Origin of the sequence: Micromonospora sp. NPDC126480 (genome assembly GCF_040302465.1) — a bacterium.
GTDB lineage: Bacteria > Actinomycetota > Actinomycetes > Mycobacteriales > Micromonosporaceae > Micromonospora.
Map to the genome: position 1 here is coordinate 1 of NZ_JBEORU010000046.1, position 17,400 is coordinate 17,400.

Genomic DNA, 17,400 nt, shown 5'->3' on the forward strand with positions numbered 1-17,400 from the left:
ACGCCCGGTAACATTCCGAACCCGGAAGCTAAGCCCTCCAGCGCCGATGGTACTGCACCCGGGAGGGTGTGGGAGAGTAGGACACCGCCGGACAATCTTCCAGTCGAGGGCCGCCCCATCCGGGTCGGCCCTCGACTGCGTAGCGCCCCAGGTGGCGCAATCAGGAAGGATGAACCTGTGAGTGCAGGACCGCACGGCGGCGACCGTCCCCGTCGTTACGAAGACCGCCCGGCCGGCCAGGACGGCGCGCCGCGGCGTGGGGACCGTCCGTCGTACCGGGATGACCGGGGCGGCGAGCGCAGTGACGATCGTCGTGGTGGCTTCCGCGCCGGCGACCGCCGTGAGGGCGGCTTCCGCGGTGACCGTGAGGTTCACCGGGGCGGTGACCGCCGTGAGGGCGGCTCGCGCGGTGCTGACCGGGAGGGCTTCCGCGGCACCGACCGCGGCTTCCGGCGCGAGGAGGGCTACCGGTCCGGCTCCCGGGAGGGCGGTTTCCGCCGCGACGACCGCGCCGGCGGCGACCGCCGCGAGGGTGGCTTCCGCGGCGGCGACCGCCGTGAGGGCGGCTTCCGCGACCGTGAGGGCTTCCGCGGTGGTGACCGTCGCGAGGGTGGCTTCCGGCGGGACGACCGGCCCGGCGGCGACCGTCGTGAGGGCGGTTTCCGACGGGACGACCGGCCCGGCGGCGACCGTCGTGAGGGCGGTTTCCGACGGGACGACCGCGCCGGTGGTGACCGTCGTGAGGGTGGCTTCCGGCGGGACGACCGGCCCGGTGGTGACCGGCGTGAGGGCGGTTTCCGGGACCGTGAGGGGTTCCGCGGTGGCGATCGCCGTGAGGGCGGCGGCTTCCGTGGCGACCGCGAGGGCGGTTTCCGTGGTGACCGGGGCGGTGACCGACGTGAGGGCGGTTTCCGGCGGGACGACCGCGCCGGCGGTGACCGACGTGAGGGCGGTTTCCGGCGGGACGACCGCGCCGGCGGTGACCGCCGTGAGGGCGGTTTCCGGCGGGACGACCGCGCCGGCGGTGACCGCCGTGAGGGTGGCTTCCGGCGGGACGACCGTCCCGGTGGCGACCGTCGCGAAGGCGGCTTCCGTCAGCGTGAGGGCTTCAGCGGCGGCGATCGCCGTGAGGGCGGCGGCTTCCGTGGCGACCGCGAGGGCGGTTTCCGTGGTGACCGCGGCGGTGAGCGCCGTGAGGGTGGTTTCCGGCGGGACGACCGTCCCGGTGGCGACCGTCGCGAAGGCGGCTTCCGTCAGCGTGAGGGCTTCAGCGGCGGCGATCGTCGTGAGGGCGGCGTCCGTGGCGGTGACCGTCGCGAGGGCTTCCGTCGCGACGACCGTGGCGGTGGGGAGCGCCGCGAGGGCGGTTTCCGGAGTGACCGCGAGGGCGGCTACCGGGGGGATCGCGAGGGCGGTTTCCGGGGCGGTGACCGCCGCGCGGGCGGCTTCGGCGACCGTGGCGGCTTCCGGGGCGGCGACCGCCGTGAGAGCGGGTCCCGTGACCGCGGGGACTTCCGGGGCGGTGAGCGCCGGGACTTCCGTGGCGAGCGCCGGGACGGCGACCGCCGCGACGGTGGCTTCCGGGACGACCGTCGCGACGAACGGCGGGTTGAGTCCGAGGGCCCGGCGGCGCCGGAGCTGCCCGACGAGATCGTCCCGACCGACCTGGACAAGGACGTCCGCGCCGAACTGCTCTCCCTGGCCAAGCCGGTCGCCGAGAAGGTCGCCCGGCATCTGGTCGCCACCGGCCAGCTGATCGACGAGGACCCGGCCGAGGCGCTGGCGCACGCCCTCGCAGCCCGCCGGCTGGCCTCGCGCATCGCCGCCGTACGCGAGGCGGTCGGCTTGGCCGCGTACCACGCGGGCGAGTGGCAGACGGCGGTGGCCGAGCTGCGGACGTACCACCGGATGAGCGGCCTGCAGAGCCACCTGGCCGTGCTCGCGGACTGCGAGCGGGCGCTCGGCCGCCCGGAGCGGGCGATCGACCTGTTCCGCGGCGCGGACCGGTCGAAGCTGGACCAGGCCGTCGCCGTCGAGCTGCTGATCGTCGCCGCCGGCGCGCGTGGTGATCTCGGTCAGAAGGACGCCGCGGTGGCGATGCTCCAGGTGCCCGAGCTGACCAGCGACGTGGCCGAGCCCTGGACGGCGCGGCTGCGGTACGCCTACGCCGACGCGTTGCTCGCGGTGGGCCGGCGCGAGGAGGCCCGCGAGTGGTTCTCCCGTGCGGCGGAGGTCGACACCGAGGGCGAGACCGACGCGGCGGAGCGGCTGCTGGAGTTGGACGGCGTGGTGATCGAGGGCGACGAGGAGGACGAGGCCGAGGACCTCACCCCAGGCCCGGGCTCGCCCGGTGCCGTCCCGGTCCACCCGGACGCCGACCTCGCCGGCTCCGGGGACGCCGAGCCCACCGCGCGGGACGCCGACGACAGCGACACCGACGCCAGCGGCCTCGACGCCAGCGGCGCCGACGTCGCGGCGCCGGCGGCAGGCTCGCAGCCCGACGCCGACGCCGGTGAACTGGCGGACGACCTGGCCGAGGAGGAGCTGACCGACGCCGAGGCACGGCGCCTCGCTGACGACCTCGACGAGGCAGAGGACGCCGGCGAGCCGGGCACCGACCGGCGATGACCACCGGCGGAACGCGGCTGGTCGACGGGTACGCCCTGGTCGTCTTCGACCTGGACGGGGTGATCTACCTGATCGACCGGCCGATTCCCGGCGCGGTCGAGGCGGTCGGCCGGCTGCACGCCGAGGGGCGGGCGGTCGCGTACGCCACAAACAACGCCTCCCGCCGGTCGAGCGAGGTCGCCGACCTGCTCACCGGCATGGGCGTCGCCGCGCGTGCGGAGGAGGTCCTGACCTCCGCGGCGGCGGCCGCCGAACTGCTGCGCGGCCGGTATCCGGCCGGCACGCCGGTCCTGGTCGTCGGCGCGGAGGCGCTGCGCGCCGAGATCCGGGCCGCCGGCCTCACTCCGGTCGCCCGGGCCGAGGAGGGGCCGGCGGCGGTGGTTCAGGGGTACGGGCCCCAGGTGGGCTGGGCCGACCTCGCCGAGGCGGCCGTGGCCGTCCGCGGTGGAGCCGCCTGGATCGCCACCAACACCGACCGTACGCTGCCCAGCGGGCGTGGCCCGCTGCCCGGCAACGGTGCGTTGGTGGCCGCCCTGCGGACGGCTCTGCAGCGGGAACCGGACGTGGTCGTCGGCAAGCCGGCGCCGGAGCTGTTCGCGACCGCCGCCCGTCGCGCCGGCACGGGTCGTACGCTCGTCGTCGGCGACCGGCTGGACACGGACATCGAGGGCGCGGTGCGGGCCGGGCTGGACAGCCTGCTGGTGCTGACCGGTGTCAGCGACGTCGCCGAGCTGTTGGCGGCCGGTCCCGAGCGCCGGCCCACGTACGTGTCGGCGGACCTGGCGGGCCTCTTCGACCCGGCGGCCGTGGTGCGGGTGCCGGGCCCGGCGGAGGCCGGCGGTTGGTCCGCGAATGTGGTTGACGGGCGGCTGGAGCTGTCCGGTGCGGGACGCGCGTTGGACGCGCTGGCGGCGCTCTGCGCGGCGGCGTGGTCGGCGGGACCGCGGCCGGTGCACGCGGCCTCCGCCGAGGCGGAGCGGACGCTCGCCGCGTTCGGCCTGCTCGCCGGCTGAGCCCGCCTCAGAGCAGCTTGCGGAGCTTCATCAGGTCGAACGGGTTGGCCTTGATGGCGACCCGCCGCGACGCCACCGCGCGGGTGACGTCCAGCTCGCCCCGGACGAGCGCGAGCAGGTCGTCGCTTGTGGTGCTCATCGCGATCTTGGCCTTCGGGTCGTCGCCGTCGGCGAGCTCCACCAGCCGGCCGTCGGTGAGCCGGCCGTGGAACGCCGCGCCCAGGTCGGTGATCCGGCAGGCCAGTGTGCGGTCCAGGTCGATGCGCTCGCGCACCGTCTCGGCGTTGCGGTCCAGCCGCGCGGCGAGATCGTGCAACGCCTGCCGGCACTCGTCAACGCTGGCCACATCGCCTCCAGACAGCTCGCCACGCCACTCCCCGGGACCGTACCGCACGGCGGCTCCCGCCGGGCCCGGTAGCGTGAGGACGCACACCCCCCCTCGCGGAAGGACTCTGGCATGCAGGACGCGTGGCGCGCCTACCTCGAGCTGGCCATGGGCCTGACCGAGGCGCCCCGGAAGAAGGCCCAGGAGGCGGTCCGCCGGCTGGTCGGCACCGGCGGCGCGACGGCCGCTCAGCTGCAGTCGCTCGCCGAGGAGCTGATGTCCACCAGCGCCGCCAACCGGGAGGCGCTGACCAAGCTCGTGCGGTTCGAGGTCGACCGGGCGCTCGGCGCCGTCGGTCTCGCCACCGCCGACGAGGTGGCCGAGCTGACCCGTCGCGTGCACGAGCTGGAGCGGCAGCTCCGGGAGGCCCGCACCGCCCCGGCCGCCGAAGGCGCTCCGGTCTCCACCGCCACCGGGACGGGGGCCGCCGTCGGCGGGCCGGGCCCGGTCGCGCCGGGCACCGCCGGTGCCCGGGCCACCCCGGGCGCGGCGGAGCCGGCGGCCGCCACGCCCACCAGCGCCGCCGGGCCGGACCATGCCGCCCCGGCGAAGAAGGCGGTGGCCAAGAAGGCGATCGCGAAGAAGGCGGTCAAGAAGGCCGTGGCCGGGACCGCGGCCGCCGAGGACGCCGCGAGCGGGGAGACCGCGGCGAGTAAGGCGGCCAAGAAGGCCGTGGCGAAGAAGGCCGTGGCCGTGCGCCGCCCGACGGACGTGGCGCCGGCGGGGGAGCCGCCCGCGCCGGCGAAGAAGGCGCCGCGTAAGCAGCAGCCGGGCGGGCCGGCGTGACCGCCGCCCGTCGCGCCGGGAGCCGGTCGTGACCGGCCCGGCCCGCCCCGGCCCGCCGCCGAGTGCCCGCCCCGGCCCGCCGCCGGATGCGCCGGCCGGGCGGCCCGGTGGACCGCAACCGGGCCCGCGACCCGGCTCGCCGGCCGGCTTCCGGCCCGGGCCGCCCGCCGTGCCGGTCGACGGCGACGGGGAAGCGCGACACCCGGCCGTCGACGCCGCCGTGCAGGCGATGATCAACGCAGCGGGACTGCCGCCCGCCGACCAGATCGCTCAGTACGAGGCGGCCTACGAGACGCTGCGGGAGACCCTCGCCAGCATCGATCAGTCCTGAGGAGCCGGAGAAGCGCGCATGGCACGTCGTACCCGGTTGGACGCCGAGCTGGTCCGGCGCGGCCTGGCCCGCTCCCGCGAGCAGGCCGCGGCGCTGGTCGAGGCCGGTCGCGTCCTGCTGCGCGGGGTCCCGGCCCGCAAGCCGGCCGCGCTTGTCGATCCCGCCGATCCGCTGCTTGTCACCGGCGAGGACCCCACCGCGGAGTACGTCTCCCGGGGCGGTCACAAGCTGGCCGGCGCGCTCGCCGCGTTCGGCCCCGGCGGGCTGACCGTCGCCGGGCGGCGCTGCCTGGACGCGGGTGCCTCCACCGGCGGCTTCACCGACGTGCTGCTGCGCGCCGGCGCGGCCGAGGTGCTCGCCGTCGACGTCGGCTACGGGCAGCTCGCCTGGCCGCTGCGCACCGACGAGCGGGTGCGCGTGTTCGAGCGCACAAACGTCCGTACGCTCACGCCGGAGGCGGTCGGTGGGCCGGTCGACCTCACCGTCGCCGACCTGTCGTTCATCTCGCTGCGGCTCGTGCTGCCCGCGCTTGCGGCCTGCACCCGCCCGGACGGCGACCTGGCGCTGATGGTCAAGCCGCAGTTCGAGGTGGGCCGGGAGCGCGTCGGTGCCGGTGGCGTGGTGCGCGACCCGGCGCTGCGGGCCGAGGCGGTGCTGGACGTGGCCGCGGCGGCGGCCCAGCTCAATCTCGGTCTCGCCGACGTGTGCGCCAGCCCCCTGCCCGGGCCCAGCGGCAACGTCGAGTTCTTCGTATGGTTACGCCGGGACGCGCCGGCGGCCGATCCGGAGCGGGTGCGCGCCGTGGTGACCGCCGGGCCGTCCGGTCCGGCGTCGGGCGGCCTGCCGGACGCGGCGACGGAGGAGGTGGCCGGTTGAGCAAGCTGGTGATCCGGGCGGGGCGCGGCTCCGCCGACGGCGCGACCGGGCGGCGGGCGCGGTGAGCCGCACCGCGCTGCTGGTGACGCACACCGGGCGCCGGCGCAGCACCGAGCACGCGCGAACGGTGGCCGCCGACCTGATCGCGGCCGGTTTCGTCGTGCGGGTGGTCGCGGAGGAGGCCGACGACCTCGACCTGCCCGGGGTGGTTCCGGTGACCGGCCCGGAGGCCGCCGAAGGAGCGGAGATCGTCTTCGCGCTCGGTGGGGACGGTACGTTCCTGCGTGCCGCCGAGCTGGCCCGGCCGGCGAAGGTGCCGCTGCTCGGCATCAACCTGGGCAAGGTCGGCTTTCTGGCCGAGGCCGAGATCGATGACCTGGACACCGCCGTCCGGGACGTCGTGGGCCGTAACTACACCGTGGACGAACGCCTCACGCTGGACGTGACCGCCGAGTTCGACGGTGGCCCGACGATCGAGTCCTGGGCGCTCAACGAGATAAGCGTCGAGAAGGGCGAGCGGGCCCAGATGCTCGAACTCCTCGTCGACGTCGACGGGCGGCCGCTGTCCCGGTACGGCTGCGACGGCGTCGTCTGCGCCACCCCGACCGGCTCGACGGCGTACGCGTTCTCCGGCGGTGGCCCGGTGGTGTGGCCGGAGGTGGAGGCGCTGCTGCTGGTGCCGATCAGCGCGCACGCGCTGTTCAGCCGCCCGCTGGTGACCGCGCCCACGTCCACGTTCGCCATCACGGTCGACCCGTTCACCAGTCTGGCGGTGCTCTGCTGCGACGGCCGACGGGTGTACGACCTGCCGCCAGGGGCGCGGGTGACGGTGCGGCGCGGCGGGCTGCCGGTGCGGATCGTGCGGCTGCGGGCGCGGCCGTTCACCGACCGGCTGGTGGCGAAGTTCGACCTGCCGGTGCAGGGCTGGCGGGGCAACCGCCGCTGAGCCGAGGTCGGCCGGCGGTCCGGGGTCGCCGGCTGGTCAAGTGTCGGGCCTCGCGTCTACTGTCGGGTGCTGTGCTGGAAGAGCTGCGCATCACCGGGCTGGGCGTCATCGAGGACACGACGCTGCCGTTGACCGGCGGCATGAACGTCATCACCGGCGAGACCGGCGCGGGCAAGACGATGGTGGTGACCGGTCTGGGCCTGCTCTTCGGCGGGCGGGCCGACGCCGGGCGGGTCCGCGCCGAGCCCGGTCGGGCGGTGGTCGAGGGCCGGTTACGGCTGGCCGGCAAGGTGGCCGACACCGTGCAGGCCCGGATCACCGACGCCGGCGGCGAGCCGGACGAGGACGGCTCCGTGCTGCTGAGCCGCACCGTCACGGTGGAGGGCCGCTCCCGGGCCCACCTCGGCGGCCGTGGCATGCCGGTGTCGATGCTGGCCGAGGTGGGCGAGCAGGTGCTGGCCGTGCACGGCCAGTCCGACCAGTTGCGGCTGCTGCGTCCGGCCGAGCAGCGGGCCGCGCTCGACCGGTTCGCCGGCCCGCAGCACGAGAAGCTGCTCGACGCGCTGCGCGAGGCGTACACGCGGTGGCGGTCGGTGGTGGACGACCTGGCCGACCGGCGCCGCAACGCGCGCGAGCGCAATCAGGAGGCCGACCTGCTGCGCCTCGGCCTGGACGAGATCACCCGGGTCGATCCGCAGCCGGGGGAGGACGACGAGCTCAAGGCGGAGGCGCAGCGGCTGGAGCACGCCGAGGGGCTGCGCACGGCGGCCCAGCTCGCCCAGCAGTGCGTGGCCGGTGGCGTGGAGGCCGCCGATGACACACCGGACGCGACCACGCTGCTGGGCACCGCCCGGCGCACCCTTGAGGCGCAGGCCGGCACCGACCCGGCCCTCGGCGAGCTGGCGGCCCGCCTGGAGGAGGCGGCGACGCTTGTGGCGGACGTCTCCGCCGAGCTGTCCGCGTACCTGGCGGGTCTGGACGCGGACCCCGCGCGGCTGCAGGTGCTCTACGAGCGCCGGGCCGCGCTGCGTGCGCTGACCCGCAAGTACGCCGACGACGTCGACGGCGTGATCGCCTGGGCCGAGCGGGCCCGGGCGAGGCTGTCCGATCTGGATACCTCCGACGAACTGCTCGACGAGTTGGACCGGGAGGCGTCCCGGCTGGCCGGCGAGGTGGCCGACCTGGCGGGCCGGGTGTCGGCGTCGCGGCAGGAGGCGGCGACCCGGTTCGCCGCGAAGGTCACCGAGGAGCTGGCCGGGCTGGCGATGCCGCACGCCCGCGTCGAGGTGGCGGTGCTGCCCCGCCCGGCCGGGAAGACGGATCCGCGGCTGCCGGTCAACGGCGTCGAGGTCGGCGTCGGCCCGGACGGCGGCGACGAGGTGGAGTTGCGCCTGCTGGCCCACCCGGGGGCGCCGGCGCTGCCGTTGCAGCGGGGCGCCTCAGGTGGCGAGCTGTCCCGGGTGATGCTCGCGATCGAGGTGGTCTTCGCGGGCTCCGGCGGCCCGCCCACACTGGTCTTCGACGAGGTGGACGCGGGGGTCGGCGGTCGGGCCGCGGTCGAGATCGGCCGTCGGCTGGCCCGCCTGGCGCGCAGCCACCAGGTGCTGGTGGTCACCCACCTGCCGCAGGTCGCCGCGTTCGCCGACCGGCACCTGGTGGTGGCGAAGGACACCGGCGGCGCGGTCACCACCAGCGGGGTCCGTGTGGTGGAGGACACCGAGCGCGCCCGGGAGCTCGCCCGGATGCTCGCGGGTTTGCCGGATTCGGATCTGGGTATCGCCCACGCCGAGGAGCTGCTGGCCGTGGCGGCACGGGAGCGGCGGGGGTAGCGCGGGCCGATTGTGACCACAGGCACACCGGCTCGCGCCGTAGTGTGCTTCCCTGGACAGGCGGCCCTGCTCAGGCATGTCGCGCCGGAGATGCCTGCCTCACATGCCAGGATGGTCACGATGCGTCTACCCACGTTGCGCCGGACCCGACCCGCTGAGCCGGGCCGGATCGCCGGCACCGCGCGCCTTGACCGCCGGACCAAACGCCTGGTCGGGCGGCTCCGCCCGGGCGACATCGCGGTCATCGACCACGTCGATCTGGACCGGGTCGCGGCCGACTCGCTCGTCGCTGTCGGTGTCGCCGCGGTCCTCAACGCCAAGCCGTCGGTCTCCGGCCGCTACCCCAACCTCGGCCCGGAGGTGTTGATCGAGGCCGGCATCCCGCTCCTGGACGACCTCGGGGAGAGCGTCTTCGAGCAGATCCGCGAGGGGGACACCGTCCGGATCGAGGGCAACACGGTCTACGTCGGCGACGATCCGGTCGCCCACGGCGCCCTGCAGGACACCGAGACCGTGGCGAAGGCGATGGCCGACGCCCGGGAGGGCCTGTCGGTCCAGCTGGAGGCGTTCGCCGCCAACACCATGGACTACCTGAAGCAGGAACGGGACCTGCTGCTCGACGGTGTCGGCGTGCCGGACATCCGCACCGAGATCCAGGGGCGGCACTGCCTGATCGTGGTGCGCGGCTACGACTACAAGGCCGACCTGGACGTGCTGCGCCCCTACATCCGGGAGTTCAAGCCGGTGCTCATCGGTGTGGACGGCGGCGCGGACGCGCTGGTCGAGGCCGGCTACACCCCCGACATGATCATCGGCGACATGGACTCGGTGACCGACGACGTGCTGCGCTGCGGCGCCGAGGTGGTCGTGCACGCCTACCCGGACGGGCGGGCGCCGGGGCTGGCGCGCGTCAACGGCCTGGGCGTCCCGGCGGTCACCTTCCCCGCGGCCGCCACGAGCGAGGACCTGGCGATGCTGCTGGCCGACGAGAAGGGGGCCTCGCTGCTGGTCGCCGTCGGCACGCACGCCACGCTCGTGGAGTTCCTGGACAAGGGACGCGGCGGCATGGCGTCGACGTTCCTCACCCGGTTGAAGGTCGGCGGCAAGCTGGTCGACGCCAAGGGCGTCAGCCGGCTGTACCGGCAGAGCATCTCCGGGTCCTCGCTGCTGCTGCTGGTGCTCTCCGCGATCGCCGCGATGGCCTCGGCCGTGGCGGTCTCCACCGTCGGGAAGGCGTACCTGGGCGTGGTCTCCGAGTGGTGGAACAATTTTGTGTTCCAGCTGGAACGGCTCTTCTGACGCCGTTCCACCCGACAAGAGGCTGCAGGTGTGATCAACTTCCGGTACCACGTGGTGTCCCTGACCGCGGTCTTCCTGGCGCTGGCGATCGGCCTGGTGGTCGGCACCGCCGCGCTCAACGGTCCGGTGGCCGACTCCCTGAAGGAGAACGTCAACGCGCTGAGCAAGGCCAACCAGCAGATGCGCCAGACGGTCAACAACATGGAGGAGGAACTCGCCCGCGAAGAGGAGTTCGTGGCCGAGATCGCCGGCGTCGTCCTGCCGGGCAAGCTCTCCGGCAAGCGGGTGCTGGTGCTCAGCCTTCCCACCGGACGCGACCACACCGAGGGCGCGATCAAGATGCTCCAGCTGGCCGGGGCGGACGTGGTCGGTCGCATCGACCTGCAGGACAAGTTCATCAACCCGGACAACAACAACGAGCTGCTTGAGCTCGCGGTCACCGCGGCGCGTCCGACCAGCGCGTCGACGGCCAACCTGCCCGGAAACGGGCACGGTGTGGAGACCTCCAGCGCCCTGCTGGCCAGCGTGCTGCTCGACCGGTCGCCGGGGACGGCGGCGGTCAGCGAGGCCGACCGGCGCGCGGTGCTCGCCGCGTACACGAACGCGAACTACCTGACCACGGCCGAGCGGGTCACCGGGCCGGCTGAGGCGGTGGTGATCGTCAGCGGCCAGCCGTACGTGGACAAGGACTCGGCCAAGAAGGACGAGTCGGTGGTCAAGGTCGCCGAGCAGTTCGACCGGACCGGCGGCGTCGTGGTCGCCGGCAACGGCTCGGACGGCGGGAACCTGGTGGCCCTCGTCCGCGGCGACGCGGTGCTGGCCGGGTCGATCTCGACGGTCGACAACGCGAACACCGTCCAGGGCCAGCTGGTCACCTCGCTCGCCCTGGTGCAGCAGCTCGCCGAGAAGAAGGCCGGACACTACGGCGTGGGCGACAGCGCCTCGGGGCTGCTGCCTAGACTGCCCCAGTGAGCGAAGCATCCACCCCGGTGTCCGGTCCCGTTGACCGAGAGGAGATCGCGTGAGCCTGCTCGGTCGGATCCTCGTCGCCGGCGCCGGCGCGGCCGTTGCCCGGTACGCGCTGCGCGAGGTGCGTACGTCACCGGGCGGCCCGGCGCTGGAGCGCACCAACTTCCGCGGCCGGACGGTGACCCTCGCGGCCGGTCCGGCGCTCGCCGCCGGTGCCGCCGCCTGCGGTGCCTTCGGCGCTCCCGGTGGTGCGGCGGGCGGAGCGGCCCTGGTCGCGGGGCTGGGCGCCGGCGCGGTGGGTCTCTACGACGACGTGGTAGGGGCGCGGCCGGAGCAGAAGGCCGCCAAGGGGTTCGCCGGGCACCTCGCCGCGCTGCGCGAGGGGCGGGTCACCGCCGGTCTGGTCAAGATCGTCGGGGTGGGCGCGGCGGGGCTGGGTGCCGCCGCGCTGCTCGCCGCCGATCCGGCGGTCGCCCGGCACCCGCGCCGGCAGCGGCAGGGCGCGTTCGGGCGCGGCCTCGACGTGCTGCTCGGGGCCGGCGTGATCGCCGGCACCGCCAACCTGGCCAACCTGCTCGACCTGCGGCCCGGCCGGGCGCTGAAGTCCGGGCTGCTGCTCGGTGCCCCGCTGCTGCGCGGTCCGCACGGCGGGATCGCCGCCGGCACGGTCGGCGCCGCCGCCGGGCTGCTCCCCGCCGACCTCGGTGAGGACGTGATGCTCGGCGACAGCGGCGCCAACGCGCTCGGTGCGCTGCTGGGCGTCACGCTCGCCGCGCGTACCGGCCCTGCCGGCCGGGCCGGCCTGCTCGCCGTGCTCGCCGGGCTCACCGCCGCCAGCGAGAAGGTGAGCTTCACCCAGGTCATCCAGCAGACCCCCGGGCTGCGCGAGCTGGACGCGCTGGGCCGCCGCGCCGACTGACGTGACGACACCGGCACCCCTCGCCGGCGCCGGCCGTGTCGCCGGGGCGGCCGCGCTGATCGCCGTCCTCACCGTCGTCAGCCGGCTCGCCGGCTTCGGCCGCACCGCGGTCTTCACCTGGGTCGTGCAGGAGAGCGACCTGGGCGGCATGTACGTGATCGCGAACACCGCCCCCAACATCATCTTCGAGGTCGTCGCCGGTGGCGCGCTGGCGAGCCTGGTCGTGCCGTTGCTGGCGGGAGCGGTGGCCGCCGGCGACCGGCGGGCGGTGAACGCCACCACCGGCGCCCTGCTCACCTGGACCGTCGTGCTGCTGGTGCCGCTGGCGGTGCTGGTGGCGCTGCTCGCCGGACCGATCGTCGCGCTGCTCAGCGAGGGGCGCTCGGCGGCGGAACTGGCGGCCGGAGCGCGGATGTTGCGGGTGTTCGCGCCGCAACTGCCGCTCTACGGCGTCGGCATCGTGCTGACCGGCGTGCTGCAGGCACACCGCCGGTTCGCGTGGCCGGTCATCGCGCCGCTGCTGTCCAGCGTCACGGTGATCGGGGTCTACCTGACGTTCGGCGCGGCCGAGGGGCGCGCGGCGAGCGTCGCGCAGGTCGACATCGGCGGTGAGCTGATCCTCTCCGCCGGCACCACCCTCGGTGTGGTGGTGCTGTCGCTGTCGCTGCTCATCCCGCTGCGTCGACTCCGGCTGCGCGTACGGCCCGGCTTCGCGTTCCCCGCCGACGCCCGGGCCCGGGTCGGCGGTCTCGCCGTCGCCGGAGCGGTGACGGTCACCACCCAGCAGATCGCGCTGGCGGTGATGCTGAACCGGGTGTCCGGCGGCCCGACCGGCTCGCCGCAGGTGTTCAACCTCGCCCAGACCATCTATCTGCTGCCGTGGGCCGTCCTCGCGGTGCCACTGGCCACCGCCGCGTACCCCACCCTGGCGGCCGCCGCGGCGGGCGGCGACGAGCAGGGGTACCGGCGTACCGTCGCCGGCACCACCCGCGGGGTCCTGCTGTTCAGCTGCCTGGGAGCGGCCGCGTTGATCGGCACCGCACTGCCGGTCGGCCACTTCTTCCCGCTGAATCCGCAGGTCACCGCGGCGGCGATCGTCGGCTTCGCCCCCGGGCTGGTGGGCTACGGGCTGTTCGCGGTGCTCTCCCGGGCCCTCTACGCCCACGGCGCCACGCGGCCGGCCACCGTCGCGGTCAGCCTGGGCTGGCTGGTGGTGCCGGTGGTGGCGGTGCTGCTCGCGCAGGCGTTCCCGGTGGCCGAGCGGGTGCCGGCGGTCACGCTTGCCAACTCGGTGGGGATGCTGGTGCTCGGGGCGCTGCTGGTCGGCGCCGTCCGGCGGGCGGCGGGCGCCGCCGCGCTCGCGGGACTCACCCGCGCCGGGGCGGCCGGGCTGCTCGGCGGTGCCCTCGCCGCGCTCGCCGGCTGGGCGGTGTCCCGCGCGCTGGCGAGCGCGGGCGACGGCACCCCGGGCGCACCCACGGCGCTTCTACAGGGCATGCTGTCCGGTGTCCTGGTCGGTGCCGTGTTCCTCGCCGTGGTGTGGGCGCTGGACCGGCCGGACGTACGACCGCTGCTCGCCGGGGTGCTGCGGCGCCTCGGGGGAGCCCGCCGGCGGGCCACCGCCCCGACCGGCGGGTCGCACGACGACGGGGTCCCCCCGGAGCGGGGCGACGGGAAGGAGACGGTGTCCCGGTGACGGAACCGACCTCGCGGGCCGGTTGGCGCGGCACGGTCGCCCTGCTGCTCGCCTCCAGCACCGGCGGCGTCGGGCAGCACGTTCGCTCGCTGGCCGCCGGGCTCGCCGGCGCGGGTGCCTCCGTGCTGGTCTGCGGCCCCGCCGCCACCGATGAGCAGTTCGACTTCACCGGTGCCGGCGCCCGCTTCCGGGCCGTGGAGATCCCGGCCAGCCCGACCCCCGCCGATGCCCGCGCGGTGACCGCGCTGCGCCGGGCCCTGGCCGCCGAGCCGGTCGAGGTCCTGCACGCTCACGGGCTGCGGGCCGGGCTGGTGGCCGTCCTCACCCGGCCGGCCGTCCCGGTCGTCGTCACCTGGCACAACGCCGTACTCGCGGGCGGCCTGCGGGGCAGCGTGTCGCGCCTGGTCGAGCGGGTCGTCGCCCGGGGCGCCCGGGTCACCCTCGGCGCCTCCGCCGACCTGGTCGAGCGGGCCGCCGCGCTGGGCGCGCCGGACGCCCGGCTCGCCCCGGTCGCGGCGCCCCCGCTGCCCGCGCCGCGCCGCCGCCGCGAGGCGGTCCGCGCCGAGTTCGGCGTCGGCCGCGACCAACCCCTGATCGTCTCGGTCGGCCGGCTGCACCCGCAGAAGCGGTACGACGTGCTCGTCGACGCCGCCGCCCGCTGGCGGACGCGGACTCCGGCACCGGTCGTGGTGATCGCCGGGAGCGGCCCGGCGTACCTGCAGCTGGCCGCCCGGATCTCGGCCGCGCGGGCGCCGGTGACCCTGCTGGGGCACCGCACCGACGTGGCGGACCTGCTCGCCGGGGCCGACCTCGCGCTGGTGACCAGCGACTGGGAGGCTCGGCAGCTGTTCGCGCAGGAGGCGATGCGGGCCGGCGTACCGCTGGTGGCGACCGCGGTCGGCGGCCTGCCGGAGCTGGTGGGGGACGCCGCCGTGCTGGTGTCGCCCGGCGACGTCGACGGAATCGACGAGGCTGTCCGCGGCCTGCTCGACGACGCGGCCGGCCGGGCCGAGCTGGGCCGGCGGGGTGCGGAACGGGCGGCGACCTGGCCCACCGACGCGGACACCCTCGCCCAGCTCACCGCGCTCTACGCCGAGCTGGCGCCGGGCACCGCCGGCCCGACCGCACCGGACGCCGGCGCCTCGTCGACGGGACACCGGTGATGCTGCGCCGACTCACTCCCGTCCTGCTGACCCTGCTCGTCGTGGCGCTCGGCGTCGTGGCGCTGGCGGCCAGGCCGGCGAACCGCACCCCGGAGCGGACCGCCGACTACGTGGTCCTGGTCGGGGTGGCGGGGCTGCGCTGGGCGGACGTCGACCCGCAGACCACTCCTACGCTGTGGCGGATGGCGCGGGACGGCTCCATCGGCTCGTTGTCGGTCCGCTCCGCCCACCGGCCGACCTGCCCGGTGGACGGCTGGCTGACCCTCGGGGCGGGCAGCTTCGCCGCGTGGCCCGACAACCGCTCGACCGGGACCTGCCCGCCGGTGGACGTGGCGGTGGAGCGCCCGGACGGGATCGGGGCGAACCTGCCCGACCAGGAGAGCGCCGTCCTGTACAACCAGGAGCGGCTGCCCTGGGGCGCCGTCCCCGGGTCGCTGGCGGAGTCGGTTCGCTGCTCGGTCGCGGTCGGTCCGGGCGCCGCGGTGGCCGCCGCGCGACCGTTCGGCCGGGTCGACCGGTACGCGCCGGAGCTGCCGGAGGACCCTGCGGAGCTGCTGCGCTCGTGCGTGCTCAGCATCGTCGACCTGGGGACCGTCGCCGGGGAGGACCCGGCGGTACGCGCCGCCGCGGCGCACGCCGCGGACGCCCGGCTGGCCCGGGTGCTCGCCGCCCGTCCGCCCCGCTCCCTGGTGCTGCTCGCCGGTGTGTCCGACACCGAGGAGCCGTCCCGGCTGCACGTGGCCGTCGCCGACGGCCCCGGCTGGGAGCGCGGCTGGCTGACCTCGCCGAGCACCGCACGGGAGGGGTACCTGCAACTGGTCGACCTCGCGCCGACCGCGCTGACCGCGCTGGGCCGGCCGCTGCCCGAGCGGCCGTTCCTCGGCCGGCCCGCCGAGCCGGTCGAGGGCCGCCCCGCCGACCTGGCCGCCGCGATCGCGGGCCCGGCGGACGCCGACCGCGAGGCCGGCGCCCAGCGCCGCGTCGCGGGCTGGTACTTCGGCCTGCTCGCCGTCGCCCAGGTGCTGCTCGGGGTGGCCGTGCTGCCGCTGCTGCGCCGGGCCCGCCGGCACGCCGGCCCGTACGGCCCGGAGCCGGTGTCGCGGCGGGTCGTGGCGGTGGTGGAGTTGCTGCTCGTCGCCGCCGCGCTCGCCGTGCCGGCCGCGCTGCTGGCCGACGTGGTGCCGTGGTGGCGCGGTGATCACGCCGGGGTGTGGTTCGCCGCCGCCACGGTGTCGCTGGTGGCGGCGGCGACGGTGCTGGTGCGCTTCCTGCCCGGGTACGGCGGCACCCTGGGCCCGCTGGGCGCGGTCGCGGGCCTGGCCACGCTCACCGTCGGCGCGGATGTGCTGACCGGCGCGCGCCTGCAGCTCAACGCCGTGGTGGGCTACTCGGCGCTGGAGGGCGGCCGGTACGCCGGCCTCGGCACCGTCGGGCTCGGGGTGTTCCTGGCCGGGGCTCTGCTGACGGCGGGCTGGCTGGCGCAGCGGGTGCGCCGGTCCTGGCGCCCGATGGTGATGGTGGCGGTCGGCGGGGTGGCCGTCGTCGTGGTCGGCAGCCCGTACCTCGGGGCCGACACGATCGGCGCGATCGCCCTGACCGCCGGGGTGAGCGTGGCCGCGGCGATCAGCGCCGGCGGCTGGCTGACGCTCAGCCGGCTGGCGTGGGCGACGATGGCCGGCCTGGCGGTGACGATCGGGTTCGCCGTGGTCGACCTGAACCGTCCGTTCGCCGAGCGGAGCAGCCTCGGGCGGTTCCTGGCCGCGGTCGGCGACGGCACCGGCGGCCTCACCGTCCACCGGTCCGGGTCGGCGAACCTGGAGACGCTGGTCGGCAGCCCGCTGACGCTGCTCGCCCTGGCCGGGGCGCTGCTGGTCTGGTTCGCCCTGCTGCAACCGTGGGGTGGCCTGATGCGGCTGTTCGGCATCTACCCGGCGGTGCGGGCGGCGATGGCCGGCACCGCCGTGGCGGCGGTCACCGGCGGGCTGCTGAACGGGTCGGCGCTGGACGTCGCCGGTGCCGCCGCGGCGCTTGTGGTGCCGATGGCGGCGCTGTCGGCGCTGCGGGTGCTGGACCACTCCACCGACCGCACCCGGCCCGAGGCGGGCGGCGACGGGGGTCCCGCCGGCGGTTCCGGTTCGGCCGGCTTCGGCGGCGGCCGGGGTGGTGGCCCCGGCGGGGGCGGCCCCGCCGGGGGCGGCGGACCGCCCGGTCCGCGGGCGGCCGGTCCGGGTCCCGACGGCACGGCCGGCGCCCGTGCCGGGGCCGGGGCCGGGCACCGCGCCGGCACGGACGGCGACAGCGCAAGCGGCGCGGGTCCGGACGACGGCGGGTCTGCGGGCGGCGACGGCGCGGGCGGCGGGACCGGCGACCGGCGGCCCGGCGATCCGGCCGCCGTCGGCCCGGACGCCGGCCGGATCCCGGCGGCCCGGGAATCGAGCGAGGTCACGACCGGCTGAACCGCACGCGACACCCGGCGGTCGCGGACGGGTGCGCCGGGTGCCGGAGGCCGTCGAGGTGTTACCGTGGAATCCCGTGGATCGCGTGATCACTCAGCTGATCG

The 17,400-nt window shown here is 76.2% G+C and carries 14 protein-coding genes and 1 rRNA gene; 14 read left to right on the forward strand and 1 reads right to left on the reverse strand.

Features of this window, described 5'->3' with window-relative positions; all coding sequences use genetic code 11:
* From rrf to ABTW87_RS28780, 3 genes are all read left to right on the forward strand, one after another.
* A 5S ribosomal RNA gene (gene rrf, locus ABTW87_RS28770) occupies nucleotides 1-93 on the forward strand; the annotation flags it as partial.
* A 1,596-nt stretch (nucleotides 94-1,689) separates the two neighbouring features.
* Nucleotides 1,690-2,628, forward strand: coding sequence for a tetratricopeptide repeat protein (locus tag ABTW87_RS28775; protein WP_350654464.1), 939 nt, complete (start codon nucleotides 1,690-1,692; stop codon nucleotides 2,626-2,628).
* Nucleotides 2,625-3,641 (forward strand): HAD-IIA family hydrolase, encoded by a 1,017-nt coding sequence (locus tag ABTW87_RS28780; RefSeq protein ID WP_350654408.1) that lies wholly within the window; start codon nucleotides 2,625-2,627, stop codon nucleotides 3,639-3,641. The genes ABTW87_RS28775 and ABTW87_RS28780 overlap by 4 nt, the downstream gene beginning before the upstream one ends.
* A 7-nt stretch (nucleotides 3,642-3,648) precedes the next feature.
* Here the strand turns inward: ABTW87_RS28780 and ABTW87_RS28785 are convergent, their stop codons facing one another.
* A complete protein-coding gene (locus tag ABTW87_RS28785) occupies nucleotides 3,649-3,987 on the reverse strand; it encodes an SCP2 sterol-binding domain-containing protein (protein WP_350654466.1) in 339 nt (112 codons plus the stop codon).
* 111 nt (nucleotides 3,988-4,098) lie between these two features.
* On the opposite strand from ABTW87_RS28785, the gene ABTW87_RS28790 reads away from it, so the two are divergent.
* The 11 genes from ABTW87_RS28790 (at nucleotide 4,099) to ABTW87_RS28840 (ending at nucleotide 17,296) form a co-directional block, all read left to right on the forward strand.
* The gene (locus ABTW87_RS28790; protein ID WP_350654410.1) at nucleotides 4,099-4,812 is read left to right on the forward strand and encodes a phasin family protein; all 714 of its coding nucleotides are present in this window, start codon (nucleotides 4,099-4,101) and stop codon (nucleotides 4,810-4,812) included.
* Nucleotides 4,813-4,840: 28 nt separating this feature from the next.
* The gene (locus ABTW87_RS28795; protein ID WP_350654412.1) at nucleotides 4,841-5,143 is read left to right on the forward strand and encodes a hypothetical protein; all 303 of its coding nucleotides are present in this window, start codon (nucleotides 4,841-4,843) and stop codon (nucleotides 5,141-5,143) included.
* An 18-nt stretch (nucleotides 5,144-5,161) separates the two neighbouring features.
* Complete coding sequence (locus ABTW87_RS28800; RefSeq protein WP_350654414.1) at nucleotides 5,162-6,019, forward strand: TlyA family RNA methyltransferase; 858 nt, start codon at nucleotides 5,162-5,164, stop codon at nucleotides 6,017-6,019.
* 61 nt (nucleotides 6,020-6,080) lie between these two features.
* On the forward strand, nucleotides 6,081-6,965 hold the full coding sequence (locus ABTW87_RS28805; protein ID WP_350654416.1) for an NAD kinase: 885 nt from the start codon (nucleotides 6,081-6,083) through the stop codon (nucleotides 6,963-6,965).
* Between the two features lie 71 nt (nucleotides 6,966-7,036).
* A complete protein-coding gene (gene recN, locus ABTW87_RS28810; protein WP_350654418.1) occupies nucleotides 7,037-8,794 on the forward strand; it encodes a DNA repair protein RecN in 1,758 nt (585 codons plus the stop codon).
* A gap of 120 nt (nucleotides 8,795-8,914) precedes the next feature.
* Complete coding sequence (steA, locus tag ABTW87_RS28815) at nucleotides 8,915-10,093, forward strand: putative cytokinetic ring protein SteA (protein ID WP_350654420.1); 1,179 nt, start codon at nucleotides 8,915-8,917, stop codon at nucleotides 10,091-10,093.
* 30 nt (nucleotides 10,094-10,123) lie between these two features.
* Nucleotides 10,124-11,065, forward strand: a complete 942-nt coding sequence (locus ABTW87_RS28820; RefSeq protein WP_350654422.1) for a copper transporter — start codon at nucleotides 10,124-10,126, stop codon at nucleotides 11,063-11,065.
* 49 nt (nucleotides 11,066-11,114) lie between these two features.
* Nucleotides 11,115-11,981: a hypothetical protein gene (locus tag ABTW87_RS28825; protein ID WP_350654423.1), complete on the forward strand. Its 867-nt coding sequence runs from the start codon at nucleotides 11,115-11,117 to the stop codon at nucleotides 11,979-11,981.
* 1 nt (nucleotide 11,982) lies between these two features.
* A complete protein-coding gene (gene murJ, locus ABTW87_RS28830) occupies nucleotides 11,983-13,677 on the forward strand; it encodes a murein biosynthesis integral membrane protein MurJ (RefSeq protein WP_350654425.1) in 1,695 nt (564 codons plus the stop codon).
* Entirely contained in the window at nucleotides 13,674-14,840 is a 1,167-nt protein-coding gene (locus ABTW87_RS28835; RefSeq protein ID WP_350654427.1) for a glycosyltransferase family 4 protein, read from the forward strand. The genes murJ and ABTW87_RS28835 overlap by 4 nt, the downstream gene beginning before the upstream one ends.
* Complete coding sequence (locus ABTW87_RS28840; protein WP_350654429.1) at nucleotides 14,840-17,296, forward strand: hypothetical protein; 2,457 nt, start codon at nucleotides 14,840-14,842, stop codon at nucleotides 17,294-17,296. The genes ABTW87_RS28835 and ABTW87_RS28840 overlap by 1 nt, the downstream gene beginning before the upstream one ends.
* The last annotated feature ends 104 nt before the right edge of the window (nucleotides 17,297-17,400 follow it).